Source organism: Klebsiella sp. GFKo11, assembly GCF_056490265.1.
Genome location: NZ_CM151369.1, coordinates 4364222 through 4380688 on the forward strand (window position 1 = coordinate 4364222; position 16467 = coordinate 4380688).

15 protein-coding genes and 5 tRNA genes are annotated in these 16467 nt (G+C 52.8%); 6 read left to right on the forward strand and 14 right to left on the reverse strand.

All coding sequences use genetic code 11. The features are described 5' to 3' along the window. The first annotated feature begins 8 nt into the window (after positions 1–8). From galT to gpmA, 4 genes are all read left to right on the forward strand, one after another. Positions 9–1055, forward strand: a complete 1047-nt coding sequence (galT, locus tag AC07P6_RS21150; RefSeq protein ID WP_478314530.1) for a galactose-1-phosphate uridylyltransferase — start codon at positions 9–11, stop codon at positions 1053–1055. Between the two features lie 2 nt (positions 1056–1057). Then, positions 1058–2206 carry a galactokinase gene (gene galK / locus AC07P6_RS21155; RefSeq protein WP_478314532.1) on the forward strand — a complete coding sequence of 383 codons (1149 nt, stop codon included), beginning with the start codon at positions 1058–1060 and terminating at the stop codon, positions 2204–2206. Beyond that, positions 2200–3243 carry a galactose-1-epimerase gene (galM, locus tag AC07P6_RS21160; protein ID WP_478314533.1) on the forward strand — a complete coding sequence of 348 codons (1044 nt, stop codon included), beginning with the start codon at positions 2200–2202 and terminating at the stop codon, positions 3241–3243. Before galK ends, galM begins: the two co-directional genes overlap by 7 nt. A gap of 329 nt (positions 3244–3572) precedes the next feature. Beyond that, entirely contained in the window at positions 3573–4325 is a 753-nt protein-coding gene (gpmA, locus tag AC07P6_RS21165; protein WP_004100351.1) for a 2,3-diphosphoglycerate-dependent phosphoglycerate mutase, read from the forward strand. 36 nt (positions 4326–4361) lie between these two features. On the opposite strand, the gene AC07P6_RS21170 is transcribed toward gpmA, so the two are convergent. The 5 genes from AC07P6_RS21170 to aroG form a co-directional block, all read right to left on the reverse strand. Beyond that, positions 4362–5138: an ABC transporter ATP-binding protein gene (locus tag AC07P6_RS21170; protein WP_478314535.1), complete on the reverse strand. Its 777-nt coding sequence runs from the start codon at positions 5136–5138 to the stop codon at positions 4362–4364. Continuing rightward, on the reverse strand, positions 5135–6202 hold the full coding sequence (locus AC07P6_RS21175; RefSeq protein ID WP_478314537.1) for a FecCD family ABC transporter permease: 1068 nt from the start codon (positions 6200–6202) through the stop codon (positions 5135–5137). The genes AC07P6_RS21170 and AC07P6_RS21175 overlap by 4 nt, the downstream gene beginning before the upstream one ends. 20 nt (positions 6203–6222) lie before the next feature. Then, on the reverse strand, positions 6223–7209 hold the full coding sequence (locus tag AC07P6_RS21180) for an ABC transporter substrate-binding protein (RefSeq protein WP_478314538.1): 987 nt from the start codon (positions 7207–7209) through the stop codon (positions 6223–6225). Between the two features lie 10 nt (positions 7210–7219). Further along, the gene (locus tag AC07P6_RS21185) at positions 7220–9295 is read right to left on the reverse strand and encodes a TonB-dependent receptor (RefSeq protein WP_228727530.1); all 2076 of its coding nucleotides are present in this window, start codon (positions 9293–9295) and stop codon (positions 7220–7222) included. 268 nt (positions 9296–9563) lie between these two features. Then, a complete protein-coding gene (gene aroG / locus AC07P6_RS21190; RefSeq protein ID WP_110276815.1) occupies positions 9564–10616 on the reverse strand; it encodes a 3-deoxy-7-phosphoheptulonate synthase AroG in 1053 nt (350 codons plus the stop codon). A 315-nt stretch (positions 10617–10931) separates the two neighbouring features. On the opposite strand from aroG, the gene AC07P6_RS21195 reads away from it, so the two are divergent. Both AC07P6_RS21195 and zitB read left to right on the forward strand, forming a co-directional pair. Further along, positions 10932–11303 carry a YbgS-like family protein gene (locus tag AC07P6_RS21195; protein ID WP_478314539.1) on the forward strand — a complete coding sequence of 124 codons (372 nt, stop codon included), beginning with the start codon at positions 10932–10934 and terminating at the stop codon, positions 11301–11303. Between the two features lie 117 nt (positions 11304–11420). Next, positions 11421–12365, forward strand: a complete 945-nt coding sequence (gene zitB / locus AC07P6_RS21200) for a CDF family zinc transporter ZitB (protein WP_478314540.1) — start codon at positions 11421–11423, stop codon at positions 12363–12365. Here zitB and pnuC read toward each other — a convergent pair. The 9 genes from pnuC to pal all read right to left on the reverse strand — a co-directional run bounded on the left by pnuC (position 12362) and on the right by pal (position 16450). After that, positions 12362–13081 (reverse strand): nicotinamide riboside transporter PnuC, encoded by a 720-nt coding sequence (gene pnuC, locus AC07P6_RS21205; RefSeq protein ID WP_478314542.1) that lies wholly within the window; start codon positions 13079–13081, stop codon positions 12362–12364. The genes zitB and pnuC overlap by 4 nt on opposite strands. A 35-nt stretch (positions 13082–13116) precedes the next feature. After that, complete coding sequence (gene nadA, locus AC07P6_RS21210; RefSeq protein ID WP_182237273.1) at positions 13117–14160, reverse strand: quinolinate synthase NadA; 1044 nt, start codon at positions 14158–14160, stop codon at positions 13117–13119. 314 nt (positions 14161–14474) lie between these two features. After that, positions 14475–14550, reverse strand: a tRNA-Lys gene (locus tag AC07P6_RS21215). 33 nt (positions 14551–14583) lie between these two features. After that, a tRNA-Lys gene (locus tag AC07P6_RS21220) sits at positions 14584–14659 on the reverse strand. 46 nt (positions 14660–14705) lie between these two features. Beyond that, positions 14706–14781 (reverse strand) — tRNA-Lys (locus tag AC07P6_RS21225). Positions 14782–14784: 3 nt separating this feature from the next. Continuing rightward, a tRNA-Val gene (locus tag AC07P6_RS21230) sits at positions 14785–14860 on the reverse strand. Between the two features lie 26 nt (positions 14861–14886). Continuing rightward, positions 14887–14962: transfer RNA gene (locus AC07P6_RS21235), tRNA-Lys, on the reverse strand. Between the two features lie 162 nt (positions 14963–15124). Next, positions 15125–15916 carry a cell division protein CpoB gene (gene cpoB / locus AC07P6_RS21240; RefSeq protein WP_110276820.1) on the reverse strand — a complete coding sequence of 264 codons (792 nt, stop codon included), beginning with the start codon at positions 15914–15916 and terminating at the stop codon, positions 15125–15127. 9 nt (positions 15917–15925) lie between these two features. Then, on the reverse strand, positions 15926–16450 hold the full coding sequence (gene pal, locus AC07P6_RS21245) for a peptidoglycan-associated lipoprotein Pal (RefSeq protein ID WP_110276821.1): 525 nt from the start codon (positions 16448–16450) through the stop codon (positions 15926–15928). Between the last annotated feature and the right edge of the window lie 17 nt (positions 16451–16467).

The window sequence follows — 16467 nt, forward strand, 5'->3', positions numbered from 1 at the left end:
GAACCTTCATGAGCGTATTTAACCCCGTCGACCATCCACATCGTCGTTATAACCCGTTAACCGGGCAGTGGATTCTGGTTTCTCCGCATCGCGCCAAGCGCCCCTGGCAGGGGGCGCAGGAAACGCCGGCAAAGCAAACGTTGCCCGCGCACGATCCGGACTGCTTCCTGTGCCCGGGTAATACCCGCGTCACCGGTGACACCAACCCGAACTACACCGGTACGTTTGTTTTTACCAATGACTTTGCGGCTTTGATGACCGATACCCCTGATGCCCCGAAAAGCGACGACCCGCTGATGCGCTGTCAGAGCGCCCGCGGCACCAGCCGGGTCATCTGCTTTTCGCCAGACCACAGCAAAACGCTGCCGGAACTGAGCGTTGAAGCGCTGGAAGGCGTGGTTAAAACGTGGCAGGAACAGACTGCGGACCTCGGAAAAACCTATCCATGGGTCCAGGTCTTTGAAAACAAAGGTGCGGCGATGGGCTGTTCCAACCCGCACCCGCATGGCCAGGTGTGGGCAAACAGCTTCCTGCCGAATGAAGCGGAACGCGAAGATCGTCTGCAAAAAGCGTACTTCACCGAGCACGGCGTGCCGATGCTGGTGGATTACGTACAGCGTGAATTAGCCGACGGTAGCCGTACTATCGTCGAGACCGAACACTGGCTCGCCGTGGTCCCCTACTGGGCTGCGTGGCCTTTCGAGACGCTGCTGCTGCCAAAAGCGCACATCCAGCGTCTGACCGATTTAACCGACGACCAGCGCAGCGATCTTGCGCTGGCGTTGAAAAAGCTGACCAGCCGTTACGACAACCTGTTCCAGTGCTCATTCCCCTACTCTATGGGCTGGCACGGCGCGCCGTTTAACGATGAAGAGAATAATCACTGGCAGCTGCATGCACATTTTTATCCGCCGCTGCTGCGCTCCGCCACAGTGCGCAAATTTATGGTCGGCTATGAAATGCTGGCTGAAACCCAGCGTGATCTGACGGCCGAGCAGGCTGCTGAACGTCTGCGCGCTGTGAGCGACGTCCATTTTCGCGAATCCGGAGTATAACCATGAGTCTGAAAGAGAAAACCCAAGCCCTGTTTGCTGAAAAGTTTGGCTATCCAGCCAGCCACATTATCCAGGCCCCTGGCCGCGTTAACCTGATCGGCGAACATACCGACTATAACGATGGATTCGTGCTGCCTTGCGCAATTGATTACCAGACGGTCATCAGTTGCTCGCCGCGCGACGATCGTACCGTGCGGGTGATTGCCGCCGATTACGACAATCAGACCGATGAATTCTCTCTGGATTCGCAGATTACCCGCCACGATACCCAGCAGTGGTCGAACTATGTTCGCGGCGTGGTGAAGCATCTCCAGCAGCGGAATAACAACTTCGGCGGCGCGGACCTGGTTATCAGCGGCAACGTACCGCAGGGCGCAGGATTAAGCTCCTCGGCTTCACTGGAAGTTGCCGTCGGCACCGTGTTCCAGCAGCTTTATCACCTGGCGCTCGACGGCGCGCAGATTGCGCTGAACGGTCAGGAAGCGGAAAACCAGTTTGTTGGCTGCAACTGCGGCATCATGGACCAGCTCATCTCCGCACTGGGTAAAAAAGACCACGCTCTTCTGATCGACTGCCGCTCCTTAGGGACTAAAGCAGTCTCGATGCCGAAAGGCGTCGCGGTGGTGATTATCAACAGTAACTTTAAACGTACCCTGGTCGGCAGCGAATACAACACGCGCCGCGAACAGTGCGAAACCGGCGCTCGCTTCTTCCAGCAGCCCACTCTGCGCGATGTGACCCTTGAAGAGTTCAGCGCCGTTGCCCACGAGCTTGATCCGGTCGTCGCCAAACGCGTTCGCCACGTCCTGACCGAAAACGCCCGTACCGTAGAAGCCGCAGTAGCGCTGGAAAAAGGCGATCTGCAGCGGATGGGCGAACTGATGGCGGAATCTCACGCCTCAATGCGCGATGATTTTGAAATCACCGTTCCGCAGATCGATACCCTGGTGGACATCGTCAAGGCGACCATCGGCGACAAAGGCGGCGTACGTATGACCGGCGGCGGTTTCGGCGGCTGTATTGTGGCGCTGATCCCGGAAGATCTGGTCGATACCGTGCAGCAGGCCGTTGCCAAAGAGTACGAAGCAAAAACCGGTATCAAAGAAACGTTCTACGTGTGCAAACCGTCTCAAGGAGCTGGACAATGCTAAACCAAACAACGGAGCTGGCGCCAGACGGCCAGCCGTGGAATCTCCTCACCCTGCGTAACGACGCGGGGATGACGGTCACCGTCATGGATTGGGGCGCCACGCTGCTCTCCGCACAGGTGACTCTTGCTGACGGCAGCGTGCGCGAAGCGCTGCTCGGCTGCGCGACCCCTGGCGACTATACTCGCCAGGCCGCCTATCTCGGTGCCTCTGTAGGCCGTTATGCCAACCGCATCGCCAATAGCCGCTTTTCGCTGGATGGTCGTATCGTCAATCTGACCCCGTCCAATGAAGCGGGCCATCAGCTGCACGGCGGGCCAGATGGCTTTGATAAGCGCCGCTGGCAGATTGTCAGTGCTGATGATCACCACGCGCTGTTTTCGCTCTCGTCTAACGATGGCGATCAGGGATTCCCCGGTAATCTGACGGCAACGGCGCACTATCGCCTGACCGACGATAATCGGATCTCCATCGAATATCGCGCCACCGTTGACCAGCCCTGCCCGGTGAATCTGACCAACCACGTCTATTTCAACCTCGATGGCGTGCAGAGCGACGTGCGCAACCACAGGCTGCAGATTTTCGCTGATGTTTATTTGCCGGTAGAGAGCGATGGCATTCCGGGGGGCGATCTGCAAAACGTTACTCTGACCAGCTTCGATTTCCGCACGCCGAAGGTGCTGGCAGATGATTTCCTGCGCGACGAAGACCAGCAAAAAGTGAAAGGCTACGACCACGCGTTCCTGCTTCAGGCGCTGGGCGATGCCAACAGCCCGGCGGCTCACGTCTGGTCGCAGGATGAAAAACTGCAGATGACGGTCTATACCTCCGCTCCGGCCCTGCAATTCTACTCCGGCAACTATCTGGGCGGCACGCCGTCACGTACGGCGCAACCGTACGATGACTGGCAAGGTCTGGCGCTGGAGAGCGAGTTCCTGCCGGATTCGCCGAACCATCCGGAATGGCCGCAGCCGGATTGCGTTCTACGCCCCGGCGAAGAGTACGTCAGCCTGACGGAATATCAGTTTATTGCGAAATAATCCTAAGCCCTCCTGATGGAGGGCTTTTTTTATCCTTTCGCTGAAAAATACGCCACTTACAGACAAAAACATAACCTCAATTTTACAAGCATCTTACACTGAGCCACTATTTTCGCTATGGTTAGGGATAAGCATTGCCGTGAGGTAAATCACAGCAATATAATGAGAATAGTTATCAATCAATAAATATATACACTACAGCATTCGGGTCGCATCAAGGCGGCAAATGAACGAATCTCTGGGAGCATAGTTAACTATGTGACCAGGGTGAGTGAAAGCAGCCAACAATGAGGCGGCGCGAAGGATGACGTGTATTGAGGAGTAAGAGAATGGCTGTAACTAAGCTGGTACTCGTTCGTCACGGCGAAAGCCAATGGAACAACGAAAACCGTTTCACCGGTTGGTATGACGTTGACCTGTCTGAAAAAGGCGTTGGTGAAGCAAAAGCAGCCGGTAAGCTGCTGAAAGAAGAAGGCTTCAGCTTCGATTTTGCTTATACCTCTGTGCTGAAACGTGCCATCCACACCCTGTGGAACGTACTGGATGAGCTGGATCAGGCCTGGCTGCCGGTTGAGAAATCCTGGAAACTGAACGAGCGTCATTACGGTGCGCTGCAGGGTCTGAACAAAGCAGAAACCGCTGAAAAATACGGTGACGAGCAGGTTAAGCAGTGGCGTCGTGGCTTTGCGGTAACGCCGCCGGAGCTGACCAAAGACGATGAGCGCTATCCGGGCCACGATCCGCGTTACGCAAAACTGACCGATGCAGAACTGCCAACTACCGAAAGCCTGGCGCTGACTATCGACCGCGTTGTGCCTTACTGGAACGAAACCATTCTGCCGCGTCTGAAAAGCGGTGAGCGCGTAATTATCGCCGCTCATGGTAACTCCCTGCGTGCACTGGTGAAGTACCTCGACAACATGGGCGAAGCCGAGATCCTCGAACTGAACATCCCGACTGGCGTACCGCTGGTGTATGAGTTTGACGAAAACTTCAAACCTATCAAACATTACTATCTGGGTAACGCCGACGAAATCGCCGCGAAAGCCGCTGCCGTTGCGAACCAGGGTAAAGCGAAGTAATTAATTTACCGGATAGCTCAAGCTATCCGGTAGCTTCTATACCCTGATAACCCCGTCCAGAATCACTTGTGACCTTCCCTGAGAACAGCGCTCAACTCGACTTTGCACATTGAACACTTCCGCCAAATTTTCAGTTGTAATCACCGCCTCCGGCGCACCGCTTGCCACCAGCTCCCCTTCTTTAAGCATCAGAACATGTTCGCCATGCTGCAAAGCGATGTTGATATCATGCACCACAACCAGCGTGACCATATTTCGTGCGCGGGTCTCCCTCGCGATTAAATCCATCACGTGAAATTGATAATTCAGATCGAGTGCGCTAAGAGGCTCATCCAGTAATAACAGCTGCGGGTGGCGGATGAGCGATTGCGCAAGCCCTACCAGCTGCCGCTGGCCGCCGGAAAGTTGGTCAAGAAAGCGCAACGATAAATGAGCAATACCAAGCTGATCCAGCAATGTCAGAGCCTGTGCTTCTCTGTGGCGAGGCTCCCGATCACCCGATGCGCGCTGAGCAACAACAATTGATTCCAGTACCTGTAGGTGGACGCCCTGCGGCAGCGACTGCGGTAAAAACACCACTTTCTTTGCGCGTTCGGCAAAAGATAGCGACAGCAGGTTTTCTCCTGCCAATAGCACTTCGCCATACGCTTTGTTCAGCCCGGCCAATGAACGTAGCAAAGTCGATTTCCCGCAGCCATTTGGCCCCAAAAGAACGGTAATTTTTCCGCAAGGGAGTTCTGAAATATTCAGATTGCGGATCACCGGTCTTTTAAGGTACCCGGCGTTGATTCCCCGAAGGCTCAAGCCGCTCATGACATACTCCCGCGATGGCGCACAATAATGCTCAGGAAAAACGGTACGCCAACTAACGAGGTAACGATCCCGACGGGAATAATAATGCCAGGGAAAATATTCTTAGACGCAATAGAAGCCAGTGAAAGCACCAGCCCACCGGTCAACACGCTACCGGGTAGAAAAAAGCGATGGTCTTCACCAAATAGCATGCGCGCAATATGCGGCGCTACAAGCCCGATAAAACCGATAGGACCGACAAACGCAACCGATAGCGCCGACAGTAAGCTAATACGCAGCAACGAAGATAAACGCAGGCGGCGTACATCAATGCCAAAGCTCATAGCCCGATCTTCCCCGAGACGCAGCGCCGTAAGCTGCCAGGCGCTACGCATTGACCACATCATGACCATAACAAACGCCAGCGCCAGGGTGAGCAATTTTTCCCATGATGCTCGCGCCAGGCTGCCCATCGTCCAGAACACCAGTCCCTGCAAGGTGTCTTCATCGGCAATAAACTGCATCATCGACACCAGGGCATTGAAGGTAAAAACCAGTGCAATACCAAACAGCACCACCCCGGAGGTGGCGACGCGGGTCCAGCGGGTAATCCCATCCAGCAGCAGTGCGGACAATAAGGCAAAAACAAACGCATTCGCCGGAATAGCCCACGATGACGGCACTCCAGGAATGCTAATCCCCAATATAATGGCTAACGCTGCGCCGAATGCCGCCGCGGATGACACCCCAAGAGTGAATGGGCTGGCCAGCGGGTTATTCAGGATAGTTTGCATTTCAGCACCCGCCAGACCAAGCGCCATACCCACTAACAGCGCCATCAGCGCATAAGGCAAACGGATCTGCCAGACAATAATCCGCGTCCCAGGACTGACGCTCGCCGGATGCAAAAGGCTTTGCCAGAGTTCAGTAAGAGACAAGCCTGCCGGACCAAATGTAAAGTCCAGCAGCAGCGACACGATAATTGCCAGCGCTATCCCTAGCGCCAACAGTAGCCGTTTGCGTACGATCAGGCGATAGCGACGGCTAATCGACTCTAACGACCTCTCATCAGTAGGTTGCGACATAACAATCCTTCGAGGTCGGCCTATTTCGGCGGGTTGAGCACATCGTTAATCTGCGCATCATTGAGCGTTATGCCAAAGAATTGCTGATAAAAAAGACGCGTTTCCAGATCCATATCCACATCGGTAAAGCGCTGGGGGTAGAGCATTTTAGCCAACCAGAGGAACTGCATGGCCTCCTCGCTGGTCTCTCTACTCCACCAAAACATCCCTTTCGGATTCACGTAAACACGATGGTTGAGTACAGCATCAACCTGTGACCACTGAGGAGAGGTCATAATCGTATCAGCATCGCGCTTATTCATCGCCACGATAACTGCTGGATTCGCCGCAACAATTCGCTCAAGCGGCACTTCCCCGGCACGATTCGGTTTATTCGTAAACCAGTTTTCAGCAATGTTCCTTGCGCCAGCAAGCTCCATCCAGTCCTGGTTAAGCGATGGTTTTCCGGTTGTGGTCAGCGGGTTTCCCATACTGTGATACACCGCAACGCGCTCATTTGGCGGCACATCTTTCAGGCGCTCTTTCACCAGCGCTACATTCTGCTCAAAATAGTGCTGGTAGTGTTTCGCTTTTTCCTGAGCATCAGGCCCCAGCACATCTGCCGTTTTTTGAATCCTTGAGGTCAGAGCCGGCATTGAGTTAGCCTCAAAAGCCAAAACCCGCACGCCTGCCTGCTCAAGCAGCGCTTGCTTCGGCACGGTCATCGATTGCGGCACAAACAGCAGTTGGGTACCTAATGAAATAATCTGCTCAGGATCAAGTTCATGGCCACTATTCACGCTTACAGCAGCAACATCATCAATGCGCGGCAAACTCTGACGAAACAACGGGATCTTTTTGGCGACCATCGACGTACCGACGATGTTATCGCCATAGCCCAGCATGGTAATGATGGTATTCTGCGCAGGCCACGGTGAAGCGATGCGAACGTCGCTGTGCGGTTGCGCAGCAAACACACCTCCCGCAACCAGCCAGACCAGAACCGCGAAAACATGATTAAACATCATCACTTACCCCTTAAAAATCAAAGGTTACAGTGGCGCGCACCTCTCGCCCGCTGCCAATAAAGGCGCTCGGCGAGCCATTGTCACCATCGGTACCTGACGGGAAAATTGATGCCCAATAATGCTTGTCGAACACGTTGTTCACGGCCACACGGAAGGTCGTCGGCAGGTTGTTGATTTTGGTAGTGTAACGAGTACCTAGATCCCAAGTGGTATAGCTGCTGGCCCACGCGGTGTTGGTATCGTTAGCCGCGCGCTTCCCGGTATAATGAACGTTCGCGCTATAAACCCACTGCGGCATCGACGGTAAACTGTATTCCGCCAGCAGGTTTGCCTGCACTTTAGGTACCCCAACAACCTGCTTATCGCTGGTGGAATCGCTGACGGTATCTTTCAGCTTCGGATTAAGGAACGTTACGCCGCTATAGATGTTCAGCCCTTGCCAGACGTTGCCGGATGCGGTGAGTTCCAGCCCGTTGTTAACCTGGTTCCCCTGATCTTTATACACATTGTCATTAGGATCTACGTATGCAAAAGGGCGCTCAAGGCGGAACAGCGCTGCACCAAGGTTCATCCCCGCTATATCGGCTTTTAGCCCCATCTCATACTGTTTACTACGATATGGGTCGAGGGTTTGTCCGGCATTTTTAATATCACTGTTCGTCGGCGCCGTTCCCCCCTGTTCCAGGGATTCTGCATAGCTCACATAGGCCATCACATTCGGCGTAATTTTATACATTACCGCCGCATTCGGGCTCAGGCCGTTTTCATCAATTTGAGCCGTTTTATCACCGCTTTTATCGTAATTTTTTGACTGGATCCAGCTCTGACTGAGGTAGAACATGGCGGACCACTTCGGCGTCAGCGTCACGGTATCCCCAATCGTAATGCTCTGCTGAGTATTAACACTGGATTTATAGCGCGAGCCGTTAGTGTTGATTTTGCCATCACCCTGTTCGTACATTTCCGACGGATGATACATATTGGTCGTTCCCCAGTTATACGTCGCTCCGGTCCCTTTTGCGCCATAGATCGACCAGACGTAACCGGTAGTCGAGAGCGCAATATCATGACCGATAGAGCCCGTATCCACATGCCCGCTTAACGTCGCGGTATTGCTCAACACCCGGAAACGTCCCGCCGCCGTGGAGTCTTTCATTGAACGGCTGATATCGCCCTGATTATTGATTATTTTGCTGGAAACGCTACGCATTGCGCGGTCCGCCTGCTGCCAGCCCACCCCTGCAGTCAATGACCAGTCATCATTGAAATAATGAATCAGTCGCGTGCTCACGGTGTCGGTCGTCAGGTCATTACCGGCGGTACTGAGTGCGAGATTCTTATTTTTCCCATCGGGTGCGGAAGGCAGTTTGATCCCAGGGCCATAGCTAAAGCTGCCTGGATACCCCTTTTGAATAAACTCATAGTGGCTGGCATCCAGCTGCAGCTGAGTTCCCGGCTGAATATTCCAGTCCAGAGCAACGGAAAGCAGTTTGCGACGCAGCGTACTGTCATCCAGGTTACCCTCACCTTCCTGGTTCAACGCATTGACGCGATAGCCAAAGCGGTTTTCATCATCGAAATGTCCGCCTAGATCAGCCTGACCGGTGAAGGCGCTACGACTTTGATAACCCAGGGTAACTTTGCGCAGCGTCTCTTGTGTAGGACGTTTAGCGACAAAATTAAACTGTCCTGCCGGGCTTGCCGGGCCATAAAGCGCCCCGGTTAAGCTATTAAGAACGTCCAGTCGCTCAAGCATTTCGACCGGAAATGCCGTTGTGGAGACAATATTTAAGCCATCAAGTCGGCTATTCGCGACAACACTACCCTGCATGCCCCGGCTTTGCGGTCTGCCGACATCCATTCCACCGCGCGCCTGCATCTGCGTGCTGGGAGAATACTTCAGCAATTCGCTCACGCTGTGCGCCTGCTGGTTTTCAATCATCTCTTTGGTGACGGTCGTTGTGGAATACGGCGTCTCAACCCAGCTTCTGTTTCCCAGCGGTCCGATATCGATATCATTAGTTTTGAATCCGGAGCCAGATGCAGCATGCGTCGAATCATCTGAAGGTTTGCTAGTCACAACCATGACCTCTTCCGGGGAGGTTGCAGCGAAGGTGCTTTGTGGTGCCAGAGTAAGGAGCAAAGGGAAGAAAGATGCCACTTGGATGGATTTATTCATGATTAATATCTGTCGTTATGTAAAATTTTATACTACGATCGACAAATATGTAAAAATTTGATTTCAATCATCTCAAAAGTTTTAAACGCGGAATTAACCCTTTGTGATTAAAGAAAATTAAATACAAAAAAACCGGCTTCATTAGCCGGTTTTTATAACCTGGAAAACGCTTCAGCTAGCCACGACGCGCTTTTACCGCATCCGCCAGTTGACGCAGGATAACATCGGTATCTTCCCAGCCGATGCAGGCATCGGTAATACTTTTGCCGTAGGTCAGCGGCTCGCCGCTTTCGAGGTTCTGATTACCTTCCACCAGGTGGCTTTCAATCATCACGCCCATAATCGACTGTTCGCCGCCGGCAACCTGCTGACAGACATCCACGCCGACATCCATCTGCTTTTTAAACTGCTTGCTGGAGTTGGCATGGCTGAAATCGATCATGATCTGAGCAGGAAGCCCTGCTTTCGCCAGCCCAACCTTCACTTCAGCGACGTGCTGTGCGCTATAGTTCGGCTCTTTACCGCCGCGCAGGATGATATGGCAATCGCTGTTACCGCTGGTGTTCACAATAGCCGAATGACCCCACTTGGTCACCGACAGGAAGCAGTGCGGCGCGCCGGCAGCATTAATCGCGTCAATCGCGACTTTAATCGTCCCGTCGGTGCCGTTTTTAAAGCCCACCGGGCAAGAGAGGCCGGAAGAGAGCTCACGATGCACCTGTGACTCGGTGGTACGCGCGCCAATCGCTCCCCAGCTCATCAGATCGGCAAGATATTGCGGGGTGATCATATCGAGGAATTCCCCGGCAGCAGGCAGCCCGCTGTCGTTGATATCCAGCAGCAGCTTACGTGCAATACGCAAACCATCATTGATGCGGAAGCTGTTATCCATATGCGGATCGTTAATCAGCCCTTTCCAGCCCACGGTGGTACGCGGTTTTTCAAAATAAACGCGCATCACAATTTCTAGCTCACCCTTCAGCTCTTCACGAAGCTTAAGCAGACGTTCAGCATACTCTTTCGCCGCCGCCGGATCGTGAATGGAACACGGACCAATCACCACCAGCAGGCGATCGTCATTACCTTTCAGGATCTGATGGATCGCTTTGCGAGCATGCGCAACGGTATTAGCCGCATTTTCGGTAGCAGGGAATTTCTCCAGGAGCGCAACGGGAGGTAATAATTCGTTGATCTCTTTAATGCGTAAGTCATCGTTCTGATAATTCATCTTATTTCCAGCGTTGCCATACTTATCTAGTTAAATGCAATCCCTCCAATCTATCTCTTCAGTCAAAAAGTGTAAACGTGATTTTACAGCACCGACAGAATACTCCTGGAATTAGGCTAAATTCGACCATAAAGTAGCGGAATGATGACCATAAACTACAATTTTTAACTGTTAGAACTTAATTTTCTTTAGCATTCAGCATTATATATTAATGCCGTTCGCTGATACCGAGCCTTTAACCATCGCGAGCTAAGCCTCTGATAAATGCACTGTTGGAAGCGTTATCCGACAAATCGACCATAACAGGAGCATCTAATGAAAACGAACAAACTCACCAGCCTTCTCCTCGCAGCAACCCTGAGCCTGGCCAGCGGCGCGGTTCTTGCCGCCGATACTGGCGCGCAATCTAATAACGGACAGGCCAACTCGGCAGCCGATGCCGGACAGGTCGCACCTGACGCACGCGAGAACGTCGCGCCTAACAATGTGGACAACGGCAACATTAATACTGGTTCCGGCAATACCGGCGGCACAATGCTCCACCCCGATGGCTCAAACATGAACCATGACGGCATGTCGAGCGATGAAGTGCATAAAAACTCGATGTGTAAAGATGGTCGTTGTCCGGATACCGATAAAAAAGTCGGCCAGGATGATGCCAGTGAAACTGACGGCACCACCCAGTAATCGTCGTGTGATGTTGATAATTGAGGAGAGCTCAGGCTCTCCTTTTGCATTTTGTTAAACTAAGAGCGCGATGTTGTCTTAAAGTAATAGGGAAAATAATAACGTAGGGATGGCGCCATGGGGCACTCACACTCGCATACTCCTGCTCAACAACCTGAAGATAATAATGCTCGCCGCCTGCTGCTGGCGTTCTGTATAACCGCCGGATTCATGCTGGTTGAAGTCGCTGGAGGACTGCTCTCAAGCTCATTGGCACTGCTGGCCGATGCCGGGCATATGCTTACCGACGCGGCAGCTTTGCTATTCGCTTTTTTAGCCGTTCACTTTGCCCGCCGTCCGCCGAATACGCGCCACACCTTTGGCTGGCTGCGGCTGACCACGCTGGCGGCATTTCTCAACGCAATCGCCCTGGTGGTGATTACCATCCTAATCGTCTGGGAGGCCATCCAGCGCTTTCATCATCCTCAACCGGTTGCCGGTAAAACGATGATGATCATCGCCGTTGCCGGGTTGTTGGCCAATATCCTGGCATTCTGGATCCTGCATCGCGGCGGTGAGGAACGTAACCTCAACGTGCGGGCCGCCGCTCTGCACGTACTGGGGGATTTACTCGGTTCCGTCGGAGCGATAATCGCCGCAATAGTGATTCTTACCACCGGCTGGACGCCAATCGACCCGATTCTCTCCGTGCTGGTTTCGTGTTTGGTTTTGCGTAGCGCCTGGCGTTTGCTTCAGGAGAGTATCAATGAACTTCTGGAAGGTGCGCCGCGTTCGCTTGATGTCGATGCACTCAAGCGCGACTTACGCCGCTCAATACCGGAAGTGCGCGACGTTCATCATGTTCATGCCTGGCTGGTGGGTGAGAAAACGGTGATGACGCTGCATGTTCAGGTAGTGCCGCCGCACGATCACGATGGCCTGCTGGAGCGCATTCTGCATTTCTTACAGCACAAATATGCGATTGAACACGTTACGGTGCAGATGGAGTATCAGCCCTGTAGCGGCCCGGAGTGCCGTCTGAACATGTCGCACGCCGGGCATGAGCATCATCACCATCACTAACGAGAAAACGCGTGAGAACCGCGCTCACGCGCGCTGTTAATCCACATCCGGCTGCCGTTGAGTGCGATAAAGGTCAGAAGCAGATATTCGAGCGACATCGCATATACGCCCTGGAGCGCGAAAATAACTACGCTAATGACGTTGATAATCACCCACAGCAGCCAGTTCTCAACATATTTACGCGTCATCAGAATCATCGCCGCAATCGACAACACCATCATGCACGAGTCCCAGAATGGGAACGCGTCGGGCTGCAGCTCCGGCATCGCCACCTGCAACCCCAGCGTTTGCATGAGCACAACGGCAATGCGCGTCAGGAAGGCAAAGACCGGGTTGATAAACACAGTCATTAAGCCAATAGCGACCACACAGGCCACCAGCCAACCCAGCGCTTTAGGCAGCGGTAGCCAGCGTATTTGCAGCTCCGCCTGATTATCGCTGGTTTGCCGTGACCAGGCATACCAGCCGTAAACGTTGGCGGCGAAGAAAAATATCTGCAACAACAGGCTGGCATAGAGCTGAATCTGGAAGAAAATAATGGCAAACAGAGTGACGTTGATCAGCCCAAACGCATAGTTACTGATCTTCTCCAGGCTTGCCAACCAGATGCATAGCAGGCCTGCAACGGTGCCAACTGCTTCAATCCACGATAAATCATATCCCCCGGCGCCAATGGGTATGTGCACTAATATATTCTGCGTACTAAAAAAATCCATCTTATCCCCAGAGCGTGCTGTGACGCGGTAATGAGTTATCCCCGAAGTGTAGCCGCAAAATCGAGCATTCTGTTCAGCGGAACTAACGCGCCGGTACGCAGTTTCTCATCAACATGAATTTCATGTTCGACTCCTCCCCGCTCCAGCCCTTCAGCAATCGCTTTCAGGCCATTCATCGCCATCCACGGGCAGTGTGCACAACTGCGACAGGTTGCCCCTTCGCCCGCCGTCGGCGCTTCCAGCAGCTCTTTTTCCGGTACCTCCTGCTGCATTTTGTAGAAAATACCTCGGTCGGTCGCCACAATCAGCTGCTTGTGTGGCAGCGTTTTAGCCGCGTTGATTAACTGACTTGTAGAACCCACGGCGTCGGCCATATCGACAATCGATTGCGGTGATTCCGGATGGACAAGTACAGCGGCATTTGGGTAAAGCGCCTTCATTCTTGCCAGCGCTTGAGTTTTGAATTCATCATGAACAATACAGGCACCTTGCCAGCACAGGACATCGGCACCGGTCTGTTTTTGTACGTAGCTGCCTAAATGGCGATCCGGCGCCCAGATGATTTTTTCACCCATGCTATCCAGATGCTCAATGAGTTCCACGGCGATACTGGAGGTGACAACCCAATCAGCGCGCGCTTTCACCGCCGCTGAAGTATTGGCATAAACCACCACGGTGCGATCCGGGTGGGCGTCGCAGAACGCGTTAAATTCCTCAATCGGGCAGCCCAGATCAAGCGAACATTCCGCATGCAACGTGGGCATCAGGATGGTTTTTTCCGGGCTGAGGATTTTTGCCGTTTCACCCATAAAGCGCACGCCAGCAACCAATAGCGTTGAGGCGGAATGGCGAGCGCCGAAGCGCGCCATCTCCAGGGAGTCGGAGATACAGCCGCCGGTTTCTTCGGCCAGTTGCTGAATTTCCGGGTCGGTGTAGTAGTGGGCAACCATCACCGCATCGCGCTCGCGAAGCAGACGTTTTATTTTTTCACGATAAAAATGCTTCTCATCGCGGTTTAACGGCATTGGCTTCGGAGGAAAAGGATAAATCGCCGATTCCGGGTTAAACATTACGCTCATCTTGCAGTCTCGTTTTACTGGCTTAACTCAAAGACCGTTAATATGCCCATCAATGGTCTTCAAACGGTTATGGTGTTTTATATGCTAAACAAGATAGCCGATTGTACAGAAAATGTCGTGAGGAATTTGTTCACCAGACAGCATTTCCCGGAGGCGATGCTGCGCATCTGTCCGGGCTACTGGCCTGTGCCAATTGTAGCCACGGTAAGCACAGCGCGACGGTGGAATGGCGCAGCATTAAGGTATTGTGGATGGTTATAATTTTTGAGGAATGGCAGATAGCAAAAAAGCGCCTTTAGGGCGCTTTTTTACATTGGTGGGTCGTGCAGGATTCGAACCTGCGACCAATTGATTAAAAGTCAACTGCTCTACCAACTGAGCTAACGACCCCTTGCGGGATTTTACTGCTTGAAGTATTCAGGATGGTGGGTCGTGCAGGATTCGAACCTGCGACCAATTGATTAAAAGTCAACTGCTCTACCAACTGAGCTAACGACCCGCTCGGGTACTTCCTGAATCTTTCTTCACTCGTCACCAATCGAAATTGGTGGGTCGTGCAGGATTCGAACCTGCGACCAATTGATTAAAAGTCAACTGCTCTACCAACTGAGCTAACGACCCGAGTGGTGGGTGATGACGGGATCGAACCGCCGACCCCCTCCTTGTAAGGGAGGTGCTCTCCCAGCTGAGCTAATCACCCGATACTGCGCTGGATACATCTTTTAGTGGTGGGTCGTGCAGGATTCGAACCTGCGACCAATTGATTAAAAGTCAACTGCTCTACCAACTGAGCTAACGACCCACTATTTTTGTCGCTTTGGGCTTATTCGATATCCCTTGGCAACGGCGGCATATATTACTGATTTCAGAATTCAGCGCAACAAAAATTTAGATAAAGATCACTTAACTGCTTAGGATTCATGCGACAAGACCAGAAATAACGCAATTCCTGGTCATGCCATAATCATCCGAGAGCGTTAAGGCGTTTTTGCGCTTGTTTTGCCCCATCGGTGCCAGGAAATTTACTGACCACCTGCTGGTAAACTGCCTTCGCTTTTGCCGTGTCACCTTTGTCCTGCATGATCACGCCGACTTTAAACATCGCATCGGGTGCCTTCGGGGATTTTGGGTAGTTTTTCACCACAGAAGCGAAATAATACGCTGCATCGTCTTTTTTACCCTTGTTGTAATTCAACTGACCGAGCCAGTAGTTGGCATTCGGCTGATAAGTTGAATCAGGGTACTTCTTGACGAAGTTCTGAAATGCCGCAAGGGCATCGTCCTGGCGAGAAGAATCCTTAACCAGGGCGATAGCCGCATTATAATCCGTGTTCGCATCGCCCGTCTGCGCCGGAGCGCCTGACGAAGCCGCTGGCGCAGTCGTGGTGGCCGCAGCCCCCTGATCGCCCGCAGATGTCTGCGTCTGTGCTCCTGTTGCACCTGATCCGCTGCTCAGACCATCGATCTGCAGCAAAATCTGCTTCTGGCGCTCAACAACCTGATTTAGCTGATACTGACTTTCCTGAATTTGACCACGCAGGGAATCAATATCGGACTGATTATCAGAGAGTTGTTGCTGGAGTTGGGTTAAAAGCTGGCTGTGAGCATTAGAAATACGCTCGAGTTGAGTGACGCGGTCTTCGACCGAGCCTGAGCCGACACTACTGATTGGCGCCTGAGCAAAAGCGGCCCAGGGGGCCGCTATGCCAACCAGTAACGACAGACTCAACAGATGATGTCTGAAGTTACTGCTCATGCAATTCTCTTAGTAAACCAGTACGGCGCGACGGTTTTTGGCGTAAGCCGCTTCGTCGTGGCCCAGTACTGCAGGTTTTTCTTTACCGTAAGAAACGATGGAGATCTGGTCAGCAGAAACACCTTTGCCCTGCAGATACATCTTAACGGCGTTAGCACGACGCTCACCCAGAGCGATGTTATATTCCGGAGTACCACGCTCATCCGCATGACCTTCTACAGTCACTTTATAGGATGGGTTGCTACGCAGGAAGTTAGCGTGCGCGTCCAGCATTGCAGCGAAGTCAGAACGGATATCGTATTTGTCCAGATCGAAGTAAACGATATTGTTCTGCTGCAGCTGTTGCATCTGCAGACGAGCCTGCTCTTCGGAAGACATGTTGCCGCCGTTCGCGTTACCGTCCATACCAGTGCCGGCACCCAGCATGCCTTCACCGCTCTGGTCGTTGCTTGCGTTCTTGTTAGAAGAACACGCCGCGATTGCCATAACCGGCAGAGCGATCATCAGCCCTTTCAGCACTTTGTTCAGTTGCATTTCTTTGATTCCTTTAA

Coding starts and splice junctions, on each gene's coding strand:
- galT (WP_478314530.1), top strand. CDS start 9: ATGAGCGTATTTAACCCCGTCGACCATCCACATCGTCGTTATAACCCG.
- galK (WP_478314532.1), top strand. CDS start 1,058: ATGAGTCTGAAAGAGAAAACCCAAGCCCTGTTTGCTGAAAAGTTTGGC.
- galM (WP_478314533.1), top strand. CDS start 2,200: ATGCTAAACCAAACAACGGAGCTGGCGCCAGACGGCCAGCCGTGGAAT.
- gpmA (WP_004100351.1), top strand. CDS start 3,573: ATGGCTGTAACTAAGCTGGTACTCGTTCGTCACGGCGAAAGCCAATGG.
- AC07P6_RS21170 (WP_478314535.1), bottom strand. CDS start 5,138: ATGAGCGGCTTGAGCCTTCGGGGAATCAACGCCGGGTACCTTAAAAGA.
- AC07P6_RS21175 (WP_478314537.1), bottom strand. CDS start 6,202: ATGTCGCAACCTACTGATGAGAGGTCGTTAGAGTCGATTAGCCGTCGC.
- AC07P6_RS21180 (WP_478314538.1), bottom strand. CDS start 7,209: ATGATGTTTAATCATGTTTTCGCGGTTCTGGTCTGGCTGGTTGCGGGA.
- AC07P6_RS21185 (WP_228727530.1), bottom strand. CDS start 9,295: ATGGTTGTGACTAGCAAACCTTCAGATGATTCGACGCATGCTGCATCT.
- aroG (WP_110276815.1), bottom strand. CDS start 10,616: ATGAATTATCAGAACGATGACTTACGCATTAAAGAGATCAACGAATTA.
- AC07P6_RS21195 (WP_478314539.1), top strand. CDS start 10,932: ATGAAAACGAACAAACTCACCAGCCTTCTCCTCGCAGCAACCCTGAGC.
- zitB (WP_478314540.1), top strand. CDS start 11,421: ATGGGGCACTCACACTCGCATACTCCTGCTCAACAACCTGAAGATAAT.
- pnuC (WP_478314542.1), bottom strand. CDS start 13,081: ATGGATTTTTTTAGTACGCAGAATATATTAGTGCACATACCCATTGGC.
- nadA (WP_182237273.1), bottom strand. CDS start 14,160: ATGAGCGTAATGTTTAACCCGGAATCGGCGATTTATCCTTTTCCTCCG.
- cpoB (WP_110276820.1), bottom strand. CDS start 15,916: ATGAGCAGTAACTTCAGACATCATCTGTTGAGTCTGTCGTTACTGGTT.
- pal (WP_110276821.1), bottom strand. CDS start 16,450: ATGCAACTGAACAAAGTGCTGAAAGGGCTGATGATCGCTCTGCCGGTT.